At 51.8% G+C, this 24,843-nt stretch carries 31 protein-coding genes, 1 tRNA gene and 2 pseudogenes; 13 read left to right on the top strand and 21 right to left on the bottom strand.

The features are described from left to right. The first annotated feature begins 36 nt into the window (after positions 1–36). From CK910_RS23115 to galE, 4 genes are all read left to right on the top strand, one after another. Positions 37–504: a Dps family protein gene (locus tag CK910_RS23115; protein WP_021140949.1), complete on the top strand. Its 468-nt coding sequence runs from the start codon at positions 37–39 to the stop codon at positions 502–504. Between the two features lie 218 nt (positions 505–722). Continuing rightward, positions 723–2,372, top strand: a complete 1,650-nt coding sequence (gene hcp / locus CK910_RS23110) for a hydroxylamine reductase (protein ID WP_098984863.1) — start codon at positions 723–725, stop codon at positions 2,370–2,372. A gap of 132 nt (positions 2,373–2,504) precedes the next feature. Continuing rightward, positions 2,505–3,512, top strand: a complete 1,008-nt coding sequence (locus CK910_RS23105; protein WP_098984862.1) for a hybrid-cluster NAD(P)-dependent oxidoreductase — start codon at positions 2,505–2,507, stop codon at positions 3,510–3,512. Positions 3,513–3,595: 83 nt separating this feature from the next. Then, the gene (gene galE / locus CK910_RS23100; RefSeq protein WP_043554742.1) at positions 3,596–4,621 is read left to right on the top strand and encodes a UDP-glucose 4-epimerase GalE; all 1,026 of its coding nucleotides are present in this window, start codon (positions 3,596–3,598) and stop codon (positions 4,619–4,621) included. A 180-nt stretch (positions 4,622–4,801) separates the two neighbouring features. On the opposite strand, the gene CK910_RS23095 is transcribed toward galE, so the two are convergent. Then, positions 4,802–5,551: a DsbA family protein gene (locus CK910_RS23095; protein WP_043134406.1), complete on the bottom strand. Its 750-nt coding sequence runs from the start codon at positions 5,549–5,551 to the stop codon at positions 4,802–4,804. A 198-nt stretch (positions 5,552–5,749) separates the two neighbouring features. Here CK910_RS23095 and CK910_RS23090 point away from each other — a divergent pair. Then, positions 5,750–5,837: transfer RNA gene (locus tag CK910_RS23090), tRNA-Ser, on the top strand. 220 nt (positions 5,838–6,057) lie between these two features. On the opposite strand, the gene CK910_RS23085 is transcribed toward CK910_RS23090, so the two are convergent. The 19 genes from CK910_RS23085 to CK910_RS22995 all read right to left on the bottom strand — a co-directional run bounded on the left by CK910_RS23085 (position 6,058) and on the right by CK910_RS22995 (position 14,721). Next, positions 6,058–6,966, bottom strand: coding sequence for a hypothetical protein (locus CK910_RS23085; RefSeq protein ID WP_098983700.1), 909 nt, complete (start codon positions 6,964–6,966; stop codon positions 6,058–6,060). 116 nt (positions 6,967–7,082) lie between these two features. Further along, on the bottom strand, positions 7,083–7,487 hold the full coding sequence (locus CK910_RS23080; RefSeq protein WP_098983701.1) for a type IV toxin-antitoxin system YeeU family antitoxin: 405 nt from the start codon (positions 7,485–7,487) through the stop codon (positions 7,083–7,085). A 2-nt stretch (positions 7,488–7,489) separates the two neighbouring features. After that, complete coding sequence (locus CK910_RS23075; protein ID WP_098983702.1) at positions 7,490–7,804, bottom strand: hypothetical protein; 315 nt, start codon at positions 7,802–7,804, stop codon at positions 7,490–7,492. Positions 7,805–7,926: 122 nt separating this feature from the next. Next, on the bottom strand, positions 7,927–8,223 hold the full coding sequence (locus tag CK910_RS23070; RefSeq protein ID WP_098983703.1) for a hypothetical protein: 297 nt from the start codon (positions 8,221–8,223) through the stop codon (positions 7,927–7,929). A gap of 30 nt (positions 8,224–8,253) precedes the next feature. Then, a complete protein-coding gene (locus CK910_RS23065; RefSeq protein ID WP_098983704.1) occupies positions 8,254–8,595 on the bottom strand; it encodes a hypothetical protein in 342 nt (113 codons plus the stop codon). Position 8,596: 1 nt separating this feature from the next. After that, complete coding sequence (locus CK910_RS23060; protein ID WP_098983705.1) at positions 8,597–9,139, bottom strand: hypothetical protein; 543 nt, start codon at positions 9,137–9,139, stop codon at positions 8,597–8,599. A 28-nt stretch (positions 9,140–9,167) separates the two neighbouring features. Next, entirely contained in the window at positions 9,168–9,494 is a 327-nt protein-coding gene (locus CK910_RS23055) for a type IV toxin-antitoxin system YeeU family antitoxin (protein WP_098983706.1), read from the bottom strand. After that, a complete protein-coding gene (locus CK910_RS23050; RefSeq protein ID WP_098983707.1) occupies positions 9,491–9,853 on the bottom strand; it encodes a hypothetical protein in 363 nt (120 codons plus the stop codon). Before CK910_RS23050 ends, CK910_RS23055 begins: the two co-directional genes overlap by 4 nt. Then, on the bottom strand, positions 9,850–10,065 hold the full coding sequence (locus CK910_RS23045; protein ID WP_098983708.1) for a hypothetical protein: 216 nt from the start codon (positions 10,063–10,065) through the stop codon (positions 9,850–9,852). Before CK910_RS23045 ends, CK910_RS23050 begins: the two co-directional genes overlap by 4 nt. Then, on the bottom strand, positions 10,065–10,532 hold the full coding sequence (locus tag CK910_RS23040; RefSeq protein ID WP_253852696.1) for a hypothetical protein: 468 nt from the start codon (positions 10,530–10,532) through the stop codon (positions 10,065–10,067). The genes CK910_RS23045 and CK910_RS23040 overlap by 1 nt, the downstream gene beginning before the upstream one ends. A gap of 157 nt (positions 10,533–10,689) precedes the next feature. Continuing rightward, positions 10,690–11,028, bottom strand: a complete 339-nt coding sequence (locus tag CK910_RS23035) for a hypothetical protein (protein WP_172955316.1) — start codon at positions 11,026–11,028, stop codon at positions 10,690–10,692. 24 nt (positions 11,029–11,052) lie between these two features. Next, a complete protein-coding gene (locus tag CK910_RS23030) occupies positions 11,053–11,244 on the bottom strand; it encodes a hypothetical protein (protein ID WP_098983709.1) in 192 nt (63 codons plus the stop codon). After that, the gene (gene radC / locus CK910_RS23025) at positions 11,241–11,738 is read right to left on the bottom strand and encodes a RadC family protein (protein WP_098984860.1); all 498 of its coding nucleotides are present in this window, start codon (positions 11,736–11,738) and stop codon (positions 11,241–11,243) included. Before radC ends, CK910_RS23030 begins: the two co-directional genes overlap by 4 nt. Before the next feature lie 88 nt (positions 11,739–11,826). Beyond that, positions 11,827–12,129 carry a hypothetical protein gene (locus CK910_RS23020; RefSeq protein WP_098984858.1) on the bottom strand — a complete coding sequence of 101 codons (303 nt, stop codon included), beginning with the start codon at positions 12,127–12,129 and terminating at the stop codon, positions 11,827–11,829. Next, positions 12,104–12,532 carry a hypothetical protein gene (locus CK910_RS23015; protein WP_098984855.1) on the bottom strand — a complete coding sequence of 143 codons (429 nt, stop codon included), beginning with the start codon at positions 12,530–12,532 and terminating at the stop codon, positions 12,104–12,106. Before CK910_RS23015 ends, CK910_RS23020 begins: the two co-directional genes overlap by 26 nt. 10 nt (positions 12,533–12,542) lie before the next feature. Then, on the bottom strand, positions 12,543–12,968 hold the full coding sequence (locus CK910_RS23010) for a DUF2787 family protein (protein ID WP_172955449.1): 426 nt from the start codon (positions 12,966–12,968) through the stop codon (positions 12,543–12,545). A gap of 35 nt (positions 12,969–13,003) precedes the next feature. Beyond that, complete coding sequence (locus CK910_RS23005; protein WP_098984851.1) at positions 13,004–13,567, bottom strand: lecithin retinol acyltransferase family protein; 564 nt, start codon at positions 13,565–13,567, stop codon at positions 13,004–13,006. An 84-nt stretch (positions 13,568–13,651) separates the two neighbouring features. Beyond that, positions 13,652–14,338, bottom strand: a complete 687-nt coding sequence (locus CK910_RS23000; protein ID WP_253852780.1) for a hypothetical protein — start codon at positions 14,336–14,338, stop codon at positions 13,652–13,654. 17 nt (positions 14,339–14,355) lie between these two features. After that, the gene (locus CK910_RS22995; RefSeq protein WP_098984847.1) at positions 14,356–14,721 is read right to left on the bottom strand and encodes a hypothetical protein; all 366 of its coding nucleotides are present in this window, start codon (positions 14,719–14,721) and stop codon (positions 14,356–14,358) included. A 270-nt stretch (positions 14,722–14,991) separates the two neighbouring features. Between CK910_RS22995 and CK910_RS22990 the strand changes: the two genes are divergently transcribed. Then, entirely contained in the window at positions 14,992–15,336 is a 345-nt protein-coding gene (locus CK910_RS22990; protein ID WP_098984845.1) for a helix-turn-helix domain-containing protein, read from the top strand. A 1,185-nt stretch (positions 15,337–16,521) separates the two neighbouring features. On the opposite strand, the gene CK910_RS23990 is transcribed toward CK910_RS22990, so the two are convergent. Then, positions 16,522–18,594, bottom strand: a complete 2,073-nt coding sequence (locus tag CK910_RS23990) for a hypothetical protein (protein ID WP_157774676.1) — start codon at positions 18,592–18,594, stop codon at positions 16,522–16,524. Positions 18,595–18,694: 100 nt separating this feature from the next. On the opposite strand from CK910_RS23990, the gene CK910_RS22980 reads away from it, so the two are divergent. The 7 genes and pseudogenes from CK910_RS22980 to CK910_RS22950 all read left to right on the top strand — a co-directional run. Beyond that, a complete protein-coding gene (locus CK910_RS22980; protein ID WP_098984843.1) occupies positions 18,695–18,943 on the top strand; it encodes a helix-turn-helix transcriptional regulator in 249 nt (82 codons plus the stop codon). Beyond that, on the top strand, positions 18,921–20,390 hold the full coding sequence (locus CK910_RS22975) for a YfjI family protein (protein ID WP_098984841.1): 1,470 nt from the start codon (positions 18,921–18,923) through the stop codon (positions 20,388–20,390). The genes CK910_RS22980 and CK910_RS22975 overlap by 23 nt, the downstream gene beginning before the upstream one ends. A gap of 577 nt (positions 20,391–20,967) precedes the next feature. Next, positions 20,968–21,639 carry an inovirus Gp2 family protein gene (locus tag CK910_RS22970; protein ID WP_157774675.1) on the top strand — a complete coding sequence of 224 codons (672 nt, stop codon included), beginning with the start codon at positions 20,968–20,970 and terminating at the stop codon, positions 21,637–21,639. A 71-nt stretch (positions 21,640–21,710) separates the two neighbouring features. Further along, the gene (locus tag CK910_RS22965) at positions 21,711–22,115 is read left to right on the top strand and encodes an H-NS family histone-like protein (RefSeq protein ID WP_098984839.1); all 405 of its coding nucleotides are present in this window, start codon (positions 21,711–21,713) and stop codon (positions 22,113–22,115) included. Between the two features lie 109 nt (positions 22,116–22,224). After that, positions 22,225–22,998: pseudogene (locus CK910_RS22960) on the top strand (IS5 family transposase). A 540-nt stretch (positions 22,999–23,538) separates the two neighbouring features. Continuing rightward, positions 23,539–23,934: a hypothetical protein gene (locus CK910_RS22955; protein ID WP_157774674.1), complete on the top strand. Its 396-nt coding sequence runs from the start codon at positions 23,539–23,541 to the stop codon at positions 23,932–23,934. A 196-nt stretch (positions 23,935–24,130) separates the two neighbouring features. Continuing rightward, positions 24,131–24,831, top strand: a pseudogene (locus CK910_RS22950) (IS5 family transposase); the annotation flags it as partial. Positions 24,832–24,843 lie beyond the last annotated feature (12 nt).

Genomic DNA, 24,843 nt, shown 5'->3' with positions numbered 1-24,843 from the left:
CTAATCTGGCTCCGTCGTCAAATCTGGAGGTGAAACATGAAAAGTCCGATTGGTCTTGATACCGTTCAATCACAAGCCCTGGCCGCCGAGCTGAACAAGTTGCTGGCCAGCTACCAGATCCTCTACATGAACGTTCGTGGCTTCCACTGGAATATCCGCGGCAACCAGTTCTTCGAACTGCACCTGAAATTTGAAGAGATCTACAACGATCTGCTGTTGAAGGTCGATGCCCTGGCCGAGCGCATCCTCACCCTGGATGGCGTACCCATGCACAGCTTCAGCGACTACCTGAAAGTCTCTGCCATCCCGGAGCAGAAGGGACTGCATGACGGCCGTGCCTGTGTCGAATCCCTGCTTGAGAGCTTCCGCGAGCTGCTGGTCGCCCAACGCCGGATCCTGGGACAAGCCGCCGAGGCCGGCGACGAGGGGACTGCATCCATCCTCTCCGACTATGTGCAGCAGCAGGAAAAACTGGTCTGGATGCTGCGCGCCTATCTGGCCTGATCCTTTGTTGAAGCGAGTTTTGTTGTAAACCTTTGTTGTAAACCCGAGTTGTCTCTCCTTTTATCCACCCGCTTGCCGCCCTGTTTGGGCGGCTTTTTTGTTTTTGATCTGCGTCAATGAAAACTTAATTGGCAAATTGAATGCCTATTAAGTTTTTGGCGAGGGGCATAGAATCGCCACAAAACAAGTAACTGAAATGTCCAATTAGGAGAGGCATGATGTTTTGTGTGCAATGTGAACAGACAATTCGTACCCCGGCAGGCAATGGCTGTGCTTATGCACAAGGCATGTGCGGCAAGACGGCTGAAACTTCGGATCTGCAGGATGTGCTGATCTATGCGCTGCAGGGCCTCAGTGCCTGGGCGCTGGCCGCTCGCGAGCACGGCGTCATCGACAACGAGATCGATGCCTTCGTGCCCAAGGCCTTCTTCGCCACCCTCACCAACGTCAACTTCGACTCCGCCCGCATCGTTGGCTATGTCAACCAGGCGCTGGCTCATCGTCAGCAGCTGGCCGACCGTCTGGCTGCACTGGCGGTGCAAGTCACCGGCTTGCCCGAGGCCGCCGGCTTCGAGCCGGGTGACGAGCTGCTCGCCCAGCTGGCCCATGCGCCGCAAACCGCGGTCAATCGCGGCAAGAGCGAGGTGCATGAAGACATCATGGGGTTGCGTCTGCTCTGCCTCTACGGCCTCAAGGGCGCCGCCGCCTACATGGAGCACGCCCGGGTGCTGGGTCAGCAGGATAGCGCCGTGGCCGCCGAGTTCCATCGCATCATGAGCTGGCTCAGCACGGACCCGAGCGAGCTGGATCCCCTGTTCAAATGTGCCATGGAGATCGGCCTGCTCAACTTCAAAATCATGGAGATGCTGGATCTCGGTGAAACCACCGCCTTCGGCCACCCGGAACCGACCCAGGTACGCGTCACCCCGGTGCCGGGCAAGTGCATCCTGGTCTCCGGCCACGACATGATGGATCTCAAGCTGATCCTGGAGCAGACCGCAGGCACCGGCATCAATGTCTACACCCACGGCGAGATGCTGCCGGCGCTGGCCTATCCCTTCTTCAAGCAGTACCCCCATCTGGTGGGCAACTACGGCTCTGCCTGGCAGAACCAGCAGAAGGAGTTTGCGAACTTCCCCGGCGCCGTTGTGATGACCTCCAACTGCATCATAGATCCGAACGTGGGCGACTACAGCGACCGCATCTTCACCCGCTCCATCGTCGGCTGGCCGGGCGTGACTCACCTGGAAGGGGATGACTTCTCCGCCGTGGTGGCGAAGGCATCGGCGCTGGAAGGTTTCAAACACACAGAACTCGAGCACTTCATCACCATCGGCTTTGCCCGCAATGCCCTGATGCAGGCGGCACCAGCGGTGATCGACAAGGTGAAAGCCGGTGAAATCAGCCACTTCTTCCTGGTGGGCGGTTGTGACGGCGACAAGGCCGAGCGCGCCTACTTCACCGAGTTTGCCAAGGCCGCCCCGCAAGACAGCCTGCTGCTCACCCTGGGCTGCGGCAAGTACAAGTTCAACAAGCTCGACTTTGGCGACATAGGCGGCATTCCCCGTCTGCTGGACGTGGGTCAGTGCAACGACGCCTACTCCGCCATCCAGCTCGCGCTGGCGCTCTCCGAGGCGTTCGAGTGCGGCGTCAACGACCTGCCGTTGACCCTGGTGCTCTCCTGGTTCGAACAGAAGGCCATCGTCATCCTGCTCACCCTGCTGGCGCTCGGTGTGAAAGACATTCGCACCGGCCCGACCGCTCCGGCCTTCCTGACCCCGGCCCTGCTCAAGGTGCTGGAGGAGCAGTTCGGGCTGAAAGGGACCACCACGGCCGAAGCGGATCTCGCCGAGATCCTGGCGGCCTGAATCCGGTGATAGCGCAGGCCGCGCCGGCCTGATCATCTCAGCGTGTTGTAAGCCTTTGGCGAGCCTGATGGCTCGCCTTTTTTTCAAAGCGTCGTGTTTCAAAAACATGTTTTCAAAATGAGGAGCCTTGTGATGACCTCCACCTCTCTCACCCTGCGTTGCATTGGTCGTCGCGCCGACACCCATGATGTGGTGAGCTGGCAGTTCGCGCCGCTTGCAGGCAGTCTGCCCCCCGTGCTGGCCGGCCAGTGCGTGACCCTGCACACGATGATCGACGGCCGGCCCATGTGCCGTGCCTATACCCTCTCCTCCAGCCCGCAGGACGCGTGCTGGCAAGTCACCATCAAGGATGTGGGGCGGGTCTCCCACCATCTGCACCAGAGTCTGCAGGTGGGGGACGAGATCCGGGTCGACGGCCCCTTCGGCGACTTCAACCTGACGGCGCTGCCCTGCGAGCGACCGCTGCTGCTCAGCGCCGGTTCCGGCATCACCCCCATGTGGGCCATGCTGCGCGACGAGCTGGCCAAACTGCCCGAGGCGGACATCCGCTTCATTCACAGCGCCCGCTCGCCCCAGGATCTGATCTTCGCGGACGAACTGGCTGCGCTGGCCGAGGCTCACCCCGGCGTGCGCCACGCACTGATACTGGAAGAGGCACCGACGGCTTATCCCTGGGTTGGCCGACTCAGCCCGGACATGCTGAGGGAATTGGCACCGGATCTGCTCGCTCGCCACGTCTATCTGTGCGGCCCTGCACCTTACATGACCGCCGTCTGCGCCATGCTGGCGGAGCTGGGGTTGCCAGCGGAGCAGTTGCATCAGGAGTCGTTCGGCCTGCCTGCTGTTACATCGGGCGCGGCGCCGGTTGCGGCCGCCAGCGACCATTTCTGGCTGACCCTCAAGAAAAGCGGCAAGAAGGTGAAGATATTGCCGGGCCAGACCCTGCTGGCCGCCCTGGAAGGGGCTGGCGAGACCATGATGGCTGCCTGCCGCGCCGGAGTGTGTGGCGCCTGTCGCTGTACCACGACTGGCGAGATCGAACGGCAGAGCGTGATGACGCTGAGTGCGCAGGATCTGGAGGGCGGCGTCGCACTGGCCTGCTCCTGTACCGCCAGGGGGGATGTCAGCCTCGACTATTGAGGACGCCATGAACATCTCGGCCTTTTCCCGTTGTGACTGGGCGGGTACACTCAGCCCAGTTTCACCAGAACACGGGATAAAAAATGACAATATTGGTCACGGGCGGCGCCGGTTACATAGGTTCCCATACCCTGGTTGAGCTGCTCAATGCCGGGCAGCAGGTCGTGGTGCTGGACAACTTGTCCAACTCTTCCCCCGAGTCCCTCAAGCGGGTCGAGCGGATCACCGGCAAGCCGGTCATCTTCGTGGAAGGGGACGTGCTGGACAGAGCCTGTCTGCAGCAGCTGTTTGCCGCCCACAAGATTGAATCCGTGATCCACTTCGCCGGCCTCAAGGCGGTGGGGGAGTCGAGCCAGATCCCGCTCACCTATTACCAGAACAACATCACAGGTACCCTGGTGCTGTGCGAGGAGATGGCAAAGGCGGGCGTGTTCCGGCTGGTGTTCAGCTCCTCCGCCACAGTGTATGGCGATCCGGCCTCTGTGCCGCTGCGGGAAGATTTCCCCACCAGCGCGACCAATCCCTACGGTCGCTCCAAGCTGATGGTGGAAGAGATACTGCGTGACTTGTCCAAATCCGATCCGCGCTGGGCCATAGTGCTGCTGCGCTACTTCAACCCGGTTGGCGCCCACGAAAGCGGCCTCATAGGTGAAGATCCCAACGGCATCCCCAACAACCTGCTGCCCTATATCAGCCAGGTGGGGGTCGGCAAGCTCAAGGAGCTGGGAGTGTTTGGCAACGACTATCCGACCCCGGATGGCACAGGCGTGCGTGACTACATCCACGTGGTGGATCTCGCCCTCGGTCATCTCAAGGCGCTGGCCCGCATCGCTGCCGATACCGGTGTCTTCACCTACAACCTGGGTACCGGTCAGGGCTATTCCGTGCTGCAGATGATCAGGGCGTTCGAGGCGGCCAGCGGCCGTACCATAGCGTACCAGATCAAACCTCGCCGCCCCGGTGACATAGCCGAATGCTGGGCCGAGCCGCACAAGGCCCGTGACGAGCTGGGCTGGCAGGCGGAGCGCGGGCTCGAGCGGATGATGGTGGACACCTGGCGCTGGCAAAGCCAGAACCCGAACGGCTATGGCCCTACTGCGAAGCCGTGATCAAGGATCATGCGCTGCTCGGGAGCCTCATTTATTCATATAAACTCCGGTCCCTGCGCAGCTCTTCGCCTTGCTGACAGCTCCTCGCGACGGCCCATCAGGCCTGAGGGGCCCAAGCCTGAATGGCAAAACGCCCCGGCATCGCGATGCCGGGGCGTTTTTTATGTGCGAAGGGCTGGGTTACTGAATGCTCTTGCCCGCGCGCACATCCTTGATGAAGCCTTTCAGGCTCGCCAGATCGCGAGGGGCACCACGCAGTATCTGGTCACCTATGATGAAGGCCGGTGTGCCTGAGATGCTCATGGCTTCGGCCAGCGCCCGGTTGGTGCCGAGGTTCTTATCTATGCTGCCGTCCTTGATCTTGGCCTCGACTTTGCTCCAGTTCACCCCGGCCGCTTCCGCCAGCTGCTTCACCTGGGCTTCATCGGACAGCGGGCCCTGATGGGCGTACAGCTTTTCGTGGAAGGCTTGGTATTTGTCAGGCTGACCCAGCTGCACCGCCAGCGCCGCACGAGCGGCGAAGTAGGAGGTCTCGCTCAGGATGGGGAACTGCTTGTAGATATAACGGATGTCCTTGTCTTCACCCAGCAGCTGCTTGATCAGCGGATGGGCGCGCTTGCAGTAACCGCAGTTGTAATCGAAGAACTCGACCACGGTCAGGCTGCCCTTGGGGTTGCCGCTCTCGGGATCCTGATTGGCATAGAGCTGCTTGGCATGTGCCTGGATCAGGCTCTTGTCGTTGGCCGCCTGCTGGCTCTCCTGCTTGGCGCGCAGGGCATTGGACATCTCGACCAGGATCTCCGGATTCTTGACCAGATAGTCGCGCACGATTTGCTCGACATCGCTCTTGGTCAGCTCGCTTGCCTGAACCGGCGCCGCAAGCAGGGTGGCGCCAGTCAGGGCGCAAAGCAGGGCATGTTTGATTCTCATAAGTCCATCTTGCTGGAAATTTCGTGATGGCCACTATAGTGGGTGAGTCTGTTTTCAAGTCAAGTTATCTGGTTGAAAAAGCGCTGCTTATGCCCCCTTTGTCGACTTTATACGTCATTTAGCCCAATAAATCGGCAAACGCACCGCGAGGGGATTTACAAGCCGGATCGCCATGGGTAATATTCGCCGCACTGTCGCGGAGGGGTGGCAGAGCGGCTGAATGCACCGGTCTTGAAAACCGGCGATGGGCGACCATCCGTGGGTTCAAATCCCACCTCCTCCGCCATCTATATAGCCCAACCGATTGATTCGGTTGGGCTTTTTTGTGTCTGTGATTTTTGGTATGCCAGTGAGTATGCCATTAGATGTTGGCTGCCTTTCTCCTCTATCGCATTCCTTTGGACAAGTATCGGCCCCACTTTCCGGTGGCTGCCCCTTGTGCTACTACCCGTAAAACGTAGCGCGTTACGAATGCCAGCGTTGCGTCGTATGCTTCATTGCATTGCCTATTCATATTTCGGATAGACAATGTGGCCAATAATCGAGCAGATCAAGCGAGAGTCACTGACATAAAACGTTTCTAGGTGGTCTGCGTTCTGTTCTCCAATAAAAAACACCCATGCTTTATCTTTCCTACCACCCCTTCTAGCCTGTTTGGCCTCTTCCTTTGCTGCATCTAACTCGTTAAGTAACATGGTTTTTTTGGCTTGTGACCAAGATTTCCACTCGACATGGAGCTGATAGTTTTTCGAGGGTTTCCGGTCTTCCCATTCTCCTGCTAGGGGGATAATTAACCGCTCCTCGCTCTGGGTGATCGGTAGCCACAACAACTCGGAATAAAAGATCTTCTTATCGGGGTACTTCTGAATTGGGCTACCTAACCTCTTGAACGCCGTCAGGTAATTGTCGGCTTCAATCCCAGGGATCTCCAAAGAGATGTTACGGTCGTGGGGGAAGTTGATGAACGCACGACAGATAGGGCGAATGCTTTGAGCTTTGCGTCTGGAAGTGCGTTGGGGGCCATTACCATGACCAGCAGCTACGGTTGGTGAATGTACCGAGGTTGAACCGTTTATTCCGTTTCCTTGATTAGTAGCTGTCCCTGGCCGTTTATCTATTAGCACTAGCCCTGAAGGCGACAACCCTGGCGATGAGTCCAATTGTTGACGCACGCTTTGTGTCTGTCCTTGGCTGATCACTTCCCGTTCAGCATCTGCATCACAATGGATGAGATGTTCCTTTCCCGGCATTTTGTTGAATGAGGGCCTCTTTTTGTTCTCTTTTTTCCAGGATGAGGGGTACATATCGATGCCGCATCCCCAGCACTCGTAACCATCCTTATCGACATGCACCAACATCCAAAGGGTCTCAGCCTCTATGATCTCACCGGTGCGTTTATCACGAGCAGATTCCATCGTTCTTATCCTTAGGCTTACCACGAAATTAATTGCTCCCATTACGACATGGGACGGATGAGATTGTCCACCAATACGACTCGATAGGAGCTTTCTATGGGAGCAGGAATGCCAAGTTAGAGAATGAACTCATGCCGATCTGCTGTGCCTTGGGTATGGTAAATCGCCAGGTAGACATAACCATGGTTTCCCAAGGTGTCAGCTTCACAGGTGAAACCGTCGTGTTGGACAGTGATACGTTGCTGGCATCGGGCATCCAGCTCACCGGTCAGCAGCTTGGCTTCCAGTTCCTTGATGATGGTTGGGAAAGCGGCTTCCAGCTGGTCTATTGCCACCTCTGCCCATTCGCCAACCAGTGAGGCCCGATCTGACAGAAAGTGCAGTCGGTGGTGCTCTTGGATAAGACGAGCGCCAAAGCGCGGGGTGACGGTATGGGGTAAACCCCACTGCGCAAAAATCCGCGTGGGCTGGTCTGGGGCTGCGGGTTGTTGGTCATTGGTGTTGGTAGCTGTCGCGGTCATGATTAGCGATACCTCAGTTGAATGTCGATGATGGTGCCGGGCACGTTGTGGCGCTGGCGCAATCTGGTCAGATGCTCCGAGAGTTCAGTCAGGCTGGCCAGTCGCCCCCGGTAGAGCCGGGAGAGATTGATGTAGTCAGGGTGACTCACGGTGATGGTTACCTGATGCCCTGGCTGCCAGCGGCCAAAAAGGTGGGCTTTGGCCTCTTTGATGGTGGTGATGCCGGGAGCGGGTAACGTCTGCCGGTTGCGCAGGTGCAGCTTGTTGAGCTCGGGGGCATAGCGATGCACCTCGAGTCCGGTGATAAGACGGGTCATGTTCGGTGACTCCAATGATGCAAAGGGCCAGCCTGTGAGGGCTGGCCCTTTATGCAGTGTGTAAATGAGCTGGGCTTGGGTGGTCTTGTCTGTTTGCCGGGCCGCAGTGACAGGCGCAGTGGCTAGCCGTTGTAAAACAGGATGTAGTTCACACCAGCCTGTTGGGCGGCAGTAATTAAGGGTTGCAGTGCTGGCGGGATAGCATCGAGCTCCATAGCCAGGTTCAGGGTGAACTCATAGGCGGAATCATCCTTCACACCGACATGTTCATGGGAGGCCATTTGCTTGACCCATTGCCACTCAGGCGCCAGGTCTGCGTCATCGTAATCACCGATGATGGAACTCATGGCGACATCCAGCATCTGCATAACCGAATGGCCTGCCAGTGGGTCAGGTGTTGCAGGGATGGTGTTGGTCATTGCATCGCTCCTTGTTGTCTGGGCTGTGCGTTACAGCTGATTGATAACCGGCTTGCAATTGAGCCGGTCCAGCAGGTGCCGCGAGCCGTACTGGGCTACCAGCAGGTCTATGGCCATCTGGGCGCAGGCCGCTCTGCTGGGCTTATTCTCAGGAATTGCGTAACGAGCGGTAAGCCAGCCGCCGAGCAGCGCGATGCGGTAGCCACTCGGAATATGGGTGAGCGACGTACCGATGCCGCTCCCATGAATGAGGAAGGGCACAGCCTGCCCGCCGATGTCGATATCCATGCGCTGGCCCTTGAGCTCGAAGGTGGTGAGCTCACCGGTTTGTGGATGTTTGCCGGGCACCTTGATGGCGATGTTCTTAGCCATTTCATACCTCCGGCTTGCTTTCAAAATGATGGGTCACAATGCCCGCCTCCGGGTCGATGCTGATAAATGCTGGGGCCTGCGGGTGGTACTGGTAGAGCCGCGCCAATTCAGAGCGAAACGCCTCGACGTTCGGCGCCATCACATGACTGATATCACCCTCGGCGTAGGTAAAGGTCTCCAGCTTCTCTGTGTGGATCCAGATGCCAAAGTACCAGGCGTCTTCCTCGGTATCGTATTGTTGCCAGCCCTGGGCCAGTAGCGTCCGGTCGTAGTAGTAACGGTCTGCCTGATGGCACCCCCGGTCGATGCGGCAACCCGTCACGGTGAGCTCAAGCGGGATACGCCCTGCCTTCATAGCCTTCTTGACCCGGCGCAATGTGTGCCGTGCCTTGGTCTTCTCTTTGCGCGGGTCGTAGGGGTTCAGCTTGCTGCCCACGTAGTTGAGGATCCCCTCGGCATTGCCGGCTGTATTGTGCGTCAGCGTGTGCAGCAGGGCGGTGACTTCACGGCGGGCCAGTGTGCCTACGTGATAGAACTTGTTCATGATATTTATCCTTGAAACAAACACCCCGCTAGTTAGCGGGGTGGTAGATGTCGAGGTAGAGGTAGCCGTAGCTGCGCCTCGGACTGGCTTCACACACCCAGCCCTTGTGTTCAAGGCGAAACACCGCGTCCATGTCGGTGCATATCTGGTATGCCTTGGCCATCTTGGTTAACTCACGCAGGAAGTGCGGCAGCACCGTGTCGCACTCGGCCCGCCACGCCTCGTCTGGCTCGCCGTACATACCGGCACGGTCGCCCAGGAAATCAACATAACCACGTTGCAGAATGGCTCGAGCCCCCAGCTTGGGCAGGTTCGGGGTGCCCAGTCCCCATGTCATGTGCTCGAAGATGCTCATGTGTGGCTGCTCCAGTTTGGGGTGTCGTTGGTGCCGTGGTTGAAGTAGGCACCCACAATGGTGCGTCGCCACTCCCCAACGGGATAGCCGAGGTCGTTGCACTCACGCTCCCACCACGCAAAATTAATCTCGCGGGGCAGGTTGTCCACCATGTCCAGTGGACTCACGAACAGCGAGGTCTTGTGCATCGTTGGCACGGGCTTGATCTTGTCGGGGCCAGTGCGCTTGCCGGTCTCGTCATAGTCGTGTGCCCACTTCGGGAAGGTGAGCTGATAGGTAATGAGCCGATGCAAATCGCTATGTGTGCTCATTGCCTGAGCGACTGCGACCTGGGTGAAGCTATCGTTGAATTCGATCATGGGTGTTTCTCTCTTTCTGCAGGTGAACGGTAAGCCGCAGCCAGCAGCGCAAACTGTTCGACCAGGTAACTGATGCTGATCCCCAGTTCATCACTGACCCCATCACCCAGACGATGATGCAGGTGTGCCATGTCATCGGCGATACGCTGGGCTATCTGGGCAGTTGAGCTCGGCGGTGAGCTTGTCACCGTCAGGGTGATGGAGAGAGGCATCACATCTCTCCCCAAGGTGCTTGCTCCCACAGTGACAGCCGGGTCAGCACGTCTTGCGCCAGTGCTTGCTGAAACTGCTGTATCACCTTCACCAGCCGGGGAGCCTGCTCAGGACTCCCACTCCATTCACTCGATTGGTACAGGGTGCAGCAGGTGAATTTGTAGAGCGCCACCAGTTCGCTATCGGTGAGAGGTCCCTGGTGGTAACGATGGGCAGGTTTAAACCGACTCAGTTTGGTCGAGCGGTGCTGGCGTGGTTCCTTACGGTCCTGCTGACGCCCTAGCTGATAGCGATGCCAGACTGCACGCCGATTAGCGAGCATCATCAGCCGTACCAGTCTGTCTACTCGCCACGTCCAGGTACTGGTGACATCCATTGGTGAGTTCCACCAGAGGGTGCGCAGCAGCTCAAGGGTGTAGTGCGGTGGCATGGGGGCATTGCAAAATGCGGTGTAACTGTACGGCAAAGGCCAGGTAGTCCTTGCGATCGATCATGAAGGCAGACATGGGGATGACTCCTTGAAATGCAAAAGGCCACCTGCAGTGAGGTGGCCTTGCTGAGTGATGTCGGAATATCCGGATCATGGTGTTGGCGCTGATGATCCGGGTTTGGGGATGCTGGCGTTATTCGTGCGCCTGCTCGGCTTCTGGGTGAGCTAGAGCGAACAGGATGGCGTAGAGCGCACAATCAATGCTATTGACGGCATCGTGGTGCGGGTAATAGGGCGGTGCGTCTCGGGATCGCTCGAAGTAGTCGTCAAAGCAGCTGAGGCACTCGCGGATCTCGATGGTGGATCCCCGTTGCAAGGTCTCTTCAAGCTGCTTGGCATAACCCTCGTCATCACGCGCCTTGGTTGCGGCCTTTCCCAGCAACGTCAGTGCATCTTCGTTGCAGGTGGCAGCCAGCCGATGGCGCAGCTTCTCGAGGGTTTCCTCCAGGGAATAGGGATTGGGTAATCGCATGGTGCTTGTTCCCTCGTGACGCGGCTAATGACGCAGCTGATGCAGCAGCGCATCAATGGCCTCGATGCAGTCAGCCTGGGTGAGCAGGTAGCCGTTAGGCATGTGAGCCACGATAGCGGGCTCGGCCTGCATCTCGACGTTGTCAGCAAGCCAGCAGCGCAATTCGAGGAGGATATCGAGGGTGGTGAGGTGTGACTTACCTGGGGTTAGAGTCATAGCTGACCTCGCTCAGCCAGCGAGGCCACGCCCTCAGCACCGACCACCAGATGGTCGAGTAGCCGGATATCGACCAGGGCCAGGGCCTCTTTGAGGGCTTGGGTAAAGACCCGGTCTGATTGGCTGGGCTCCGGGTCACCGCTGGGGTGATTGTGCACCGCGATGATGGCCCCACTGTTGAGTAGCAAGGCCCGCTTGACCACTTCCCGAGGGTAGATGCTGGCACTGTCGAGGGTGCCGCGAAACAGTTCCTCAAAAACCAGTACACGGTGTTGGGAGTCGAGGAATAGCGCACCAAACACTTCATGCTCCCGGTCCTGCAGCAGGGTTTGAAGCCGCTCGGCGGCCTCTGTAGTACTGGTAATGGCGGTGCCTTTGGCCAAACGCTTCCTGGCAATCTGATTGGCAATACGCAGCAGGTCTTGCTCGGTCACCGGCTCGGTGACGACATAAGTACCGGGGCATTCCCCGGCTTTCAGTTTGTGGTAACGCATGGAGGTCTCCTTAAAATGAAAGACCCCGGCAGCGCGAGGCATACCGGGGCTAAATGCAGAGGTGTTGTTGGTTCACTTGGAGAGTAGTTCAGTGGGCCGTAGTGGTGACGCCTTCCCTGGTGGTGGGTTCCTGCTTAACCGGCATTAGTGGTCCGGGGACCAGCACGGTGAGCGGGATGGCCAGCGCCAGGCTCAAGCGTTCGGCCAGTACGTAAGCTGGGCCTATGGTGTCGTAGTCAGCAACCCAGGTGGCCAGTGCCAGTCCGCTGGCCTCCATTGCTCGCAGGTAGACGCTGTAGCCCTGAACCGTCAGGCTACTGTCACGCACCACCTGCGTTTCCCCCTCTCGATTGATGGCTTCCAGCTCAACGGCTATCGGTTGTTTGGGCATCATGTGCCTCCTCTTGGGGTAAGGGGTCACTCTCCACGCAATAGCCGTGATGAATGCAGCTACGCTGCAGGTCGCTCAAAAAGCGTCCCAGCACACGGGGCTGCTCAGAGAGCGGGATGGGGCCTGCTTGGCAGCGCCAGAAACATTGGCGCTTGGAGTCCACGCAGATTTCATCCACGGGCTGAGTCATGGTGCGCCAGTCCTCGGCATTGGTGAGGGAGATCAGTTGCCACTGCACCCCAGACCAGCGCAGATGTAGCGTGACGGTGCGTGCATGTTTGCTACAAGGCGTCAGGTGCAGCAACCAGCGCTGGCCCTGGCGAGTCGGCTGCAGCTTAGCCTTCGCTGCGACCACTCCCAGCCACTGGCGCGAGGTATGGGAGAGCGGCAGTTCGTTAGTCATCACACACCTCCTACTTCCCACTGACCGCGACGGTGAAATACCCCAACTGGGCGTAGCTAATGAAATTGCGCTGCCACAGGGTAAACGGTTCCCGCGCTTCCACGTCGGGCAGTGGTCCCCAGCCCTGCAGATAGTGCTCATCACAGGAGAGGTTGAAGTCGAGCTCTTTGCCGAGCTCTGCATCCTGGCCGAGCCCCTGATAACTGAAGTCGATGATGTAATCGAAGACCCAACCGTGCAATCCCCGAATCAGCCGCAGCGCTACCGGATGGACGCCACCCGTTTCGGCACTGTAGCCGGGGCTGCGAAAGTTTAAAGTCAGAGTCGAGAGGTGGGTAAGGTCGAGTCGTTGTTCCCGCACGACGCTACGCAGCAAGTCAGGTAACGCGGGGGAAATCGGCAGGGCCATCCCTGCCAGGTAAAATGGCATGGTCATCATGGTGGGTCCTTTCGTATCGAATGTGAGAACCGTTAATCCCTGAACCAGCGCCAGGCGCGGTAGAGGCCATAAGTAGCTGCGAGGGAAAGCGTGATGGGAACAGTAGTAGTGCTCAGCAGCGAACCCGCCGTTGCTGCGAGCACTGTGCGCGTTGACGTACTTAGCATGGTGCTGGTGGTCAGCCCTGCGAGTGCTGAGGTGGTGGGTTGACTTGCCACAGTGCGCAGCGCCTGATGTGCGATATAGCCAGTGGCGATGAGCTGGTTAATCTGCTTGCTGTAGTGAAAGCCCTCAATGCACCAGAGCACGAAGTGCTCGCAGTTGTTAAAGATGGTGCTGTAGTGCGCCTCCCCAAGGCGGGAGTAAGCTCGGTCGATGCTTTCCTCCCGGTTGTAGGCGCGAGTCTCATGGTGCTGGATGTGGTAATCGTGCTCTTGGCAAAACTCGGCAAGCGTGGTGATAGCTATCTGACCGGACTGTGTTCCGGCACTGACCCCTTGGTAATGGATGACCAGATGGTCCCCCAGATAGAGACCGTGGTGCTGGTAACCGGTGCGGGGGGAAACGAGGTGGTCCCCTGATTGTGGTAATGGCATGAACCGTTCCTTAAATAAAATGCGACATAAAAAAGAGGGCACCCGAAGGTGCCCTGATGGTGGTGAGTGTGTGGTGGCTGGTGGTCAGGACTGCTTTCGCAGCGTCAAGCTGCTGGCATCCCATACCCAGCGCTGGCGAGGATTGCCGGGCAGGTCGAGGGTGAAACCGTTGGGGGCGGGGGTCAGCTTGCCTTCATCGCTGCAGGTACCAAAGGGTTGTGAAAGCATGGTCAGCGCCCCCGTCTGGGCGACCGCCAACTGATAGAGTGCCGGGCATGCCACACCGCCACTGTGCAGCTCAAACAAGACCGCCTGCCCGTTGGCCAGCGGCAAACGGTGCGTGAGTTTGATGGCGTCATATTCATCGGTGCGTAGCAGCACCTCACCCCCATGCCGGATCTCGATGCTGTCATCGTCATTTTTCACGATGGTAAATGACGTGGTAGTTGATGCGGTGGACGCGGGGGCAAAGGAGGGCTCGAAGTAACGACTGCCATCTGAATAGGTGAGAATAAAACCGTTCAGGGCAACCGGCTGGCTGACCTTGGGTATGAGCCTTGGCTCATCTTCATCCAGCGGCATCAGCATGATGCGTTCCCCTTTCGAGGTCTCTATCCAAAACTGCATGCTGGCGAAATTGAGGGTGCCCTCAACGTTGGCCGGTACCCGTTTAGTGACCGTTGGCACCGTGAATTCAGGCGCGGCCCAGGCTGGTAAGGCAAAAAGCGATAACCATGTGCACCACAGTGCTAGTTTGAATTTTTCTGTCATGTCACTCTCCAGACGAGTTATTCAATGGTGTAAGAGGCATTGCCCAGATTGGTGAAGAGGGTGACCTCTCTCAATCGGCACGGTTCGGTCATGACCAGCCGCCAGTTTTCGGTGTAATTGAGCTTGAATGGGAAATGGGTCCCCCCAAGCTGACCACCGATATCATTGCGCAGCATCACCCGGCATTTACTCTTGCCGCCATTAATCAGCACTTTCTGAATGGTGACTTGATCGTTGAGCGAGGTGACGACGATCTGAGGCCGTCCAATAGCGGTGTACTCCACGTCTAGACTGAATTCTGGGCCATCGGCAGACTCTGCATTGCAGGCACTCAGTGATAGGCCAGAGGCCAGCAGTAAGGGATAAAGCAGTGTGCGATTCATGATCTCTCCTTAATAAAATGGCAAAGGGATGCCTGACCGACGAGGCGAGCCTGTCGGACTAACGGATGTAAACGTAATGGGTTAATGGTGGTGCAGGCTGACAGCCAAATGCCACCAAGGGGATGGATTGAGGTTAGGTCGTGTCGAACTCCTTTCGATGTTGGGGTGACTATTTCAATGAATTAGATCTAATGAGGTGATCCTCATCGCAAAGGGTCCTTAATGTCAATGGAAGTCCATAGTCAACTATTAGGGTTGACTGGAGGACGTATGACAAACATCAACTCTGAAGAGCTGGCCAAGAGCGTGGGCAAAGCGATTGGACGTCAACGCCAGCTGGCGGGGCTAACTCAGGAGCAAGTGGCAGTAAACCTGGATATAGGGATGGAAGCCGTCTCCCGGATGGAGCGAGGTCTCGTGGTGCCGACCGTAGTGCGCCTAGCACAGTTGGCTCAGCTGTTTGGCTGTGAGCTTGCAGACTTCCTGCGTGAGACCAGCAACCGCCCCACCGAACAAGGCATTGTGCTCAGCCAACAGTTGGCCAAGCTCGATACAGCGGACAGAGAGCTGGTGCTGGAGGTGGTAGATAAGCTGGTGGCACGACTGGCCCCTTAATGGCTCGCAGTGCACATTGATGACTGGCCGACACCCGATGCCAGGGTCAATAACTTGGGAGGCCGCAATGACGCTCCCAAGCAGCTTCACAGCGATATGTGTTTACTCTCCCTTGATAATATCTATCTGAGTTGCTTTTCAATCGGACCGGAAAAGCGACAACCCTGAGCTACCAAGACGAAACTCGGAAGCCCCACCCATTTATCTATTTCAATGGGGAAATGTCTAGTGACCATGTTACTTGGTCTCTTCAGCGAGATGTGAGTTATTCTTGTTCGCGTGTCTTAGAGGGGGCTATTCGAATAAAAAGCATGACGTCTAGTCGCAAAGCGAACTACATTTCATTGGTGTTTAATTTAGCAGTTGCTCGGTGATTGAGGCGCAGTATTATTATTGATGCGAACACATCAAAGAGCCGCCAGTTAAGGACTGCTCCCTTATAAATTAAGAAATTTACAGTTCGATGGTCAACGAAAATGATATTTCACAACATCCTCGCTTCGAGTTTAAGCATTTTATCAATGCAAGTCTGAGCTCAAAGGTTTCCACCCCCTCTGAGAAGGTCTCCATTTTCAGATTAAATTTATTTCACTGAGCATTTATAAAGGTGTAGAGCACTCATGGTGCTGCATCACGTTAGAAGCTGATTCGTTAGGTAGAGGGAGAACGGAACAAGTTACTCTCACCGTATAGGTTAGCATATTGAGAGGCATAATATATTAAATGATTTTTGGTGATGTATTCAGTATTGAATAAATACATCAAAAATAGTTGTGAAAGTAGGATGTTGCTGAAGCGCTAAGGGATATTTGGGTGGTGATTGCCGTATAGATGAAACATATATTTCAGGCTAACTCTAACAACAGTATCAAGAATGCCAGATTGCCACAAAATATATTCATATAGATTGATGCTGCAGAGCTTCATATGAGAGGCATGGTTCCAATTCAAAGAGGCGCTATTAGGGGAGATCCCAGATACTTTTGATATTTGTATCTGAAAGTATCTGGAGAGGACTTGGGGTGATCGTATTTTATTGGCTGCAGTAACTTAGTACGAACAGGAGCGTGAACTGACTCAAGACTCGATGCCTCTGTGAGTGGTTTTACATCAACCAAAGCTATAAAAACATACTTTTCAACAAGTTACATATAATATATAAATTGAAAGTCATTCACTAGCAAGCTACTTTTTTGACATTCTAGATGATAGTTCCTCGTATGCTAGAAATAATAACTGCACAACATCGCTTTTCTCACCAAGCTTTATAATGTTATTAACATTATCGCCAGGAACAGAAAATAGCATTATGAGAGTTAAGTAGTCTAGGAGGCATGCTCCGAGTGAGGAGTCGGTAATACAGTGGATTAGATTACTCATGAACTCATTTCTTGAAATAATCTTGGCTCTACTTAAGTCATATACAAAATTTACAAGGGCGTTAGGATCTTTCAGATCCACATCGGTGTTAACTTTATCTAAACCAGATAATACTTTACCGCATACAATATTTAAATGTTCAAGTAAATTATGGCAAATCAGTTTTGAGTCATAGTTCAAATTATGTATATCTACAGTCAAAAGAGGCTGTTCAAATACGTTATAATGAATGCCACTAGCCGGTGTAGTATGTCGCGCAATAGTAAAATTATAACAATAAATAGCTTTTGCAAGGTACAAGTTGTAATGTCTATATTGGTTTAGGCTAAAAATCACAGAATGTTTATTGTAAGAATCCTCTGAAAGCCATGAATCTAAAAAGCGAGATCTATATAAAAGGATGGATATATTCCCTTCATGATTAAGCGTATCGTTCACTTGTGGTAATAATGAGATGTTTTTTATTTCGCTTGCTTTTTGATTATACAATAAACCAATGGTCAGTACAGCCAATGCATACTTATTGAATCCAAATGTTGATAAACTGAATTCGTTTATGTTATCGATCACATCCAGGGCTTTTTCGGGTAATGCCCTTTGAAGGGAATCAAGTATTTCGAGTAGGGGGATATATTGGGAAAAATAATCTTGATATTGGTTAGTTGGGTCATCTGCGAGTTCAGCTATAGTAGAGAAATAATTCCTATCAAACACGATATAATTGGTGTGAATGGGGTTTTCACTTGGGTTGCGTTCAAAATTTATATGTCCATTATCAATGTCGAGGCTATAAAAATAAGGCGCAGGTGGTGGATATACCATATGTGATAATAAGTCCAAGTTCTCATTCAGTTTTGCAAAATCAAATGCATCTTTGAAAGGAGGCATTAAAGGTGTGTCAAACAGTCGTAAAACACAATCAACAATTTTATTTATTCGGTCTATGCGTCTTTCTTTTACTAGCAATATTGGGTCCCATCCTAGCAACATCCCGAGAGCTTCATCATCTTCATTAAATATATTGTAATTACTTTCAAGTGCGCATCTTAGCGCATTTTTTAAATTATTTAGCAATGGACTAGACCTAGTGGCAATTTGGTTGTAAGTCTTGTGAAAGTGACCAAACATACCTGTTTTATTGTCTATATCTTGTAGGATTATAACGGCGGTGTAAGCAGCGGAAATTGAATTTAAATTAAAAACAGAAGTATCAAAATAATTATCAAGAAGTCTTTGTTCACAGAGGTTAATTTTTTCATTTAATGTTTTGCAGGTTTGGTTTCCTTTCTTGTGTAATTCATTTAAATAGTCCAATAGCTCTTGAATGAATGGTTCAGGTTTTTCATCTTTTCTTGATTCGCAAAACTTTAATATGTAGTTGTTTTTAATTAACTCTCGTATGTATTTTTGTGCTGTTAGTTTTCTGAACCTTTCTTGCCTCTTTTTTATTAATGTTAAGTTTTCCTGTCTTAGTATTTTGTCGAGATGATAATAAATGGATTCTTCACTCGATTGCTCTTTAAATATATATATGTCTGTGCAGATTAATGGAATTATTGCATTTTTAGTGTATATATTTAACACATCCTCTGATGGCTCCCTGATTATTATGTCTTTTCGAACCAATACATTGCATATACTTTCTAATATATCAATATGATTGGAAAGGATATTTTGTGACAAACTGCTGCCAATATGTAGCCGCTGGCATATTTTATCCAGTGTTAACTGGTAGTTGTACTTGTCATCGTCTGACAGTGCATTTATGTATGAATTTTCACCATCTCTACTGGGCTTCTCGGATGAGCGGACCGGCTTACTAAGCCCAAGGGTCTTTTCTACAAAGTAGAGAAATGCTGCGAAAAAGTGCGTCATCATGATTTACCTCTTGGGTTCGTAATTTGTCCCCCTGACACGTTACCCCGAGGTCCACCATAATGCGAGCTCATCCACTCAGACGTTAGAAGGACATCACGTAATGCAGGACGTAATAGATCGCATCATTAGGATGCAGGAACTTACAAAGATGATTAGCCTTGCTAGATCAACAATTTATGACAAGTTGAATGTCAAGTCTTCTCGGCATGATCCCAGCTTTCCCAAGGCGATAAAGCTTGGCAAGTCAGCGATCGGCTGGCGTCAGAGCGAGGTCAATCAATGGATCGCAACTAGGTCGCAAAGTAGTCAAGCAATGGAGGTCAATAATGAATCAACACAGAGCCATTGAAGCTGTCATTGAGCGGTTAGATCAATCCCTTTGGGATCCACTGGATGTCGTCGCCTATAAAACAAAAGCCCCGAGATTTATGATCTTGACTCAAATGTTATCTGTAATAGCTATCGCATCGCAGCAGTTGGTAGATATTAGCCCCAAAAGTGAGATAAAAATACCAGCATCACTTTACATTCTAATTCTAGCGGCTTCTGGTGAGAGAAAAAGCACGGTCGATAAGATGCTCATGAAACCAGTCCGTGAATTTGAAAAATGCTTGGCTGAGCAGGTAGAAGCTGCACAACAGAAATACCAGGTCGAACTAGAATTGTGGAATATGAAGAAAAAAGTGTTAAGCAAAGAATTATATGAAATTTATAAAAAAGGTGATGAGCAACCCGTTCTAATAGAGACATGGCATACTCACCATGCGATTATGCCTATAGCTCCGGTAGTTAAGAGGATTTTAGCTGAGGATATAACTGTCGCAAAGCTGAAGTCGATGTTAGCAGGGAAAAATACGTCATTAGCTCTGGTGTCCGATGAAGCGGGGACACTATTATCGAGTGACCTGATGAAAGATAATGCATTGTTTAACTCTTTATGGTCAGGTCAAAGTATACGTGTTGACAGAGCCAATGCCAATGAAGTCCATATTGAAGGCGCTCGTTTGACTTTGAGCATGCAAATCCAGCCTGATATATATAGAACATTCAGAGATAGTAATGGTGATGCGATGAGGAGCTCTGGATTAGATGCTCGAATTTTACTTTGTGAGCCTGAATCAGAGATTGGCTATCGTCAAGAAGATAGAAATGAGAGCACATCACTAGAGGATAACATTAAATTAGGTAGATTTAACTCCAGGATTGATTCTTTACTGAAAGAAGGGCTAGAGATGATAGCACAAGGCAAGGAGCGTCATTGCCTGAATTTGACAGAAAGTGCTAAGGAAATTTGGAATGACAAGTTCAATGACATTGAATACGCGATGAGACGTGGGGAATATTTGGAACACTATAAAGATTTTGGTTCAAAGTTTATGGAGCAGGCGTCAAGAATTGCGGCGGCACTTCATGTATTTACAAACATAAACTACAGAAACACGCTTGTGACTCATGAAACTATGCAGACAGCCATTGCACTGGCTGAAATATATTTGCATCAAGCACTGATAATATTTAGATCACCTGAGGCTAGGGAGTTCGTGGACGAGGCACATGTTAATAAGCTACTGGAGTGGATTATTCATAACTGGAATAATGAGCTGTTTCTGAAAGGTGACATTAGACGAAGTGGACCACATTGCGTTCGTAATTTGAATAAGCTAGAAGATGCAATAGAAGTTCTTATTGCTCGAGGAGATATCATTTGCTTTAAAAAGAAACAGTCAATCTATATTTCTTTATCTTGGAAAAAATACCCTCAGCCCCCCCCCCCCCCCCCCCCCCCCCCCCCCTAGGCTTGTTAGGCGCTCTTCAGTACGCACTCACGATAGGATTTATGTTAACGAACTTGTAGAGTATCGTGGAAGACGCCATTTAGGGATACCATCAGTTGAACTTTTTGAAAGACCGTTGATGGACATGAGAAGTCAATTACGATGATAAGAATATGCTCCATACCCATGCATTAAGATGCAGCATTAACGATTGCGATACCTATCCTTAAATAACTTAAGAGTGTTGTTATATATGGATGAATCATAACTGCATATGAATTAGGAATCATATGTATATATTTCAGTGCATATATAGATATGGGCAGGTTGTGTGTCAGGTTGCTTAAATAACATATAGAGCGGTATATGTATTATATATACACACTCCATTATATACATCCATAGCCATGCACACTACTAACGATGCATATACGCTATGCAATCTAACGATGGGGTAGCGTGAAGACTACATGCCTCTAAGCATGTACCACTATGGATAGCATCCAGAGCATGGTGTATTTACTTAAGCAAAAAGCACATCTATTTATTTAATTCAATAACTATACCTCCGTGTCTATTCACCAAGGTAGGGACTCCTATGTTGAATCACTTAAAAAATTCAGTATTGAAGATGAAAGCACTTACTAGATTATACACAGATAGTTACGGCCCTATGAATAGTAATTATTTAAGGCGTAGCTTAGATGTTGTTTCCGGTACCCTAGCTAGGTATCCTCGTGTTTATGCACTGCGTGTGGATCTGCGCTTTGCTAGTGAGTCGCCTGAAGATGATACTGATACGCTGACTTGTTTACAGCGTTCAGATTCATCAGTGATCACTCGCTTTATGGAGTCACTAAAAAGCCAATTACGTGCAGACCATTGCCGTCAGAAACGGCGTGGGTCTCCGTCATTACCAACCGTTATCTGGTGTCGGGAGCAGGAGTCATCGGCATCACCACATTACCACCTGATGCTGCTGTTTAACAAAGACGTTTATGCCTTCCTGGGAGATTATCGGGATTATGATGCTAACAACATGGGGACTCGGATCCAGAAGGCGTGGTGCAGCGCGTTGGGTCTCCCATACCCTGATCATGCAACGCTGGTTAACTTCCCTGAAAATCCACAATACAGGTTTGACCGTAACTCAGCGCGAAACTTAGATGACCACTTCAGTGCATTTTTATTTCGTATAGCTTATTTGAGTAAACAAAGAACGAAGGTTGCTGATGGACAACGCAACTTCGGTTGCAGTCAAGTACGATAATATGCTTGAGCACATCAGTGCTGATTAGTATGCTATAGAACAAACCCTGCATATTTAATTAAAGGATATCTATGAGTGAATTTCTGAAAGTGCTGCTGAACATCCGTAGCCTGCGCGCAGCAATGCGTGAGTTGTCTCTGGAACAACTCCAAGAAGCCCACGAGAAGATTGAATCGATTTATCTGGAGCGTCTGGAGCACGCAGAGAAAGAGCAAGCAGCCAATGCAGAACGTCAGCAAAAGCTGGCTGAGTTCCAAGCGATGTTGGCTGATGCCGGGATTGATCCGACTGAGTTGGTCGGGAGTGCTCCTGCGACGTCAACCGGTGCGGTTAAAGTGAAGCGGGCTCCTCGCCCTCCGAAATATCGTTATGTCGAGAATGGTGCAGAGAAAACCTGGACCGGCCAGGGCCGCACACCCAAATTCCTGGCTGAGCAGCTCGAGCAAGGCCGTCAGCTGGACGAGTTTCTTATCTAAATATGTAGTGTGTTAGGTGTATAGTTATGAAGGTTCAATGAATCATGATTCTCTAGGCTGTGTTCTTAAAGTGATGAAGATATATTCTCAACAGCTTAAGATCTATGCAGTGTCCCGTCGTTACCAGTTGACTGATGCACAATGGGGGCTTATCGAGCCCCTTTTTCCATACCACCATATAAGCGGACGTCCGACTCGCGAGCCACGCCAGGTGCTCGATGGTATTCTCTGGATACTCCACACCGGCACACCTTGGCGAGATCTGCCAGAACGTTTCGGCCCATGGAGTTCGGTCTACAACACCTTTCGACGTTGGCAGCGTACAGGTCGCATCGATGCCATCCTTGAAGCGCTGCAACTGCATCTCAATGAAGCAGGGCTTCTCGACTTCGACCTGTGGTGCCTTGACGGCTCCAATGTCAGGGCATCCAAAGATGCTGCCGGAGCACATAGAAAAACACTTCGGTGAATCAAGCGCTTGGTCGCTCGCGTGGCGGTTTTGGCAGCAAAATTCACTTGGTCACTGATGGTAATGGTTTACCGCTGGGGTTCTGCCTTTCGCCGAGGCAATCAGCGGAAATCAGATATGCGACAAGTGCGTTGGCCATGGCAAGGATTCCGGCCTCATCAGGCCGTTATCGCATGCGGCCAGCTGCGGTGCCATAAGGGACGTCCACTGGTATTGGACAAAACTCGTTATCGCAGGCGAAATGTGGTCGAGCGGTGCTTCGGATGGTTGAAGAAGTTTCGCCGATTCTCAACGAGGTATGAAAAGCTGGCGGAAAGTTTTGCTGCTTTTATCAAGCTGGTTTTTTGCCTTCGTCACTTGCGGGAACTATTGGTGGACAGAAAAGCAGCATTTTTAGAACACAGCCTAGTGTAGCTGTCACTTGGGGCTGGGACGTTGTGACTTGATGGCTGATTTAGGCAACAACGCCGCCTTAACTATAATAAGCCTCATGATTAACAATTCATTTTTCAACCAAGCTGTCACGTCACAATCCTACGTAAAAAAGGGATCACGCCTACATCCTGTGTCATTGAAATGCATTAGGATAGAATGGAGCATTGGGAATGCTTGTATCCTTATCCTGTAGTGTGTAGTTTCCCGGCTTCATGCCGGGCTTTTTCTTGTATGTTTGCGATCATTGTAATTTTTTCACAACCAACTAAATAGAGACTCTATAAAAATATCGAAGGTGATTTTAGTTCGTTAAACCCAATGGCAGGGAAGAGGGTAGGTATTTTATTTTCATTTTAATGATACAGGCAATTATCGCGGTTAACCAAGTCCGGCCTTTCGATGAGAGCTCTTTTGGTTTCTGTGGGGTGTGTTCTGCCATTATGTTGATGTGGGCGATATGGCATTATTTTCTGAATAAGTGGTCCGTATTTGCTTGCTTTATTTGTATGGTAACTAATGATGGCTTGGATTCAAAGTCTGCTAATGCTCTTTCTTGTTCAATATAGCCATTTATCAGCTGATGTGATTTATAATGGTACACAAGTGGCTAATAATGTGGATGTCGAAGTGGAGCGCTATGAGTTGCATAAGTACACTACGTTGCAATATACTCGCTCTGGGTGTACATTTGAGAATGCTTCGCCTTATTATATTGTGTTTTCTTCCATTAATATCAATCGACGAAATTTTTCTAAGGGGGATATTCCAAGTTTGGTCGCTCCATTTTCTAGCAACCCTCTTTCCAAATCACTTTGTCAGTATGCACAAGAATATATTGATGCTACAATGTTCATCATTAATGATGCTGGGGGAGTGAGTGAGGAACGTATTGATATAGTAAATTCTCAACACTGAGTTATTATTGTTTATTGTTTTATACTCGTAGTGATGGAATAATTTTTTTTAAATATCAAATGGTAAATGGCCCATTAATATGGATGGACATAAGGTAATCCCCCCATTTTTAGGGACCCTCAAAATTAGGGAAGGTGCGAACAAGTCCCCGGCATGAGATCATCAAGCCATCTTGGCATAAGGGATGATGTTCAACATGAGTCACCAGCTCACCTTCACTGACAGCGAGTTCAATGGCAAACGCCGTCAGACTCGAAAAGAGAGGTTCTTTGCCCGCATGGAGGCACTGCTCCCCTGGTCAAGCATGCTGACCGTCATAGAACAGGTCTATCCCAAGGCTTGCAAGGGTCGTCACCCTTATCCGCTCGACACCATGCTGTGCATTCACAGCATGCAGCAGTGGTATAACCTTAGTGACGGTGCGATGGAGGACTCACTCTATGAGATTGCCTCCATGCACCTATTTGCCAGGATCTCGCTCGACCAGGCTATTCCTGACTGCACCACCATCATGAACTTCCGCCATTTGCTGGAACAATACCAGCTGGCTCGCCAGCTCTTTGAAGCCATCAATCAGTGACTCTCTGAGGTGGGCATCATGATGACGCAGGGACGTTGGTGGATGCGACCATCATCGCGGCCCCGAGCTCGACCAAAAACAAACCGCAGCAACGGGATCCCGACATGCATCAGACCAAGAAGGGCAATCAGTGGCACTTCGGCATGAAGGCCCACATAGGGGTCGATGCCAAGAGTGGCCTGACTCACAGCTTGGTCACCACGCCTGCCAATGAGCATGACCTGAAGCTGCATGGCAAGGAGCAGTTGGTGTTGGCCGATGCCGCTTACCAGGGGGCAGAGAAACGGGAGGAGCTGGCCCATGTGAAGGCCGAATGGTGGCGTTGTTGC

Source organism: Aeromonas sp. CA23, from assembly GCF_002587065.1.
Taxonomy (GTDB): domain Bacteria; phylum Pseudomonadota; class Gammaproteobacteria; order Enterobacterales; family Aeromonadaceae; genus Aeromonas; species Aeromonas bestiarum.
The sequence above is the reverse complement of the archived record's forward strand: the minus strand, read 5'-3'. Positions and strand labels throughout refer to the sequence as shown.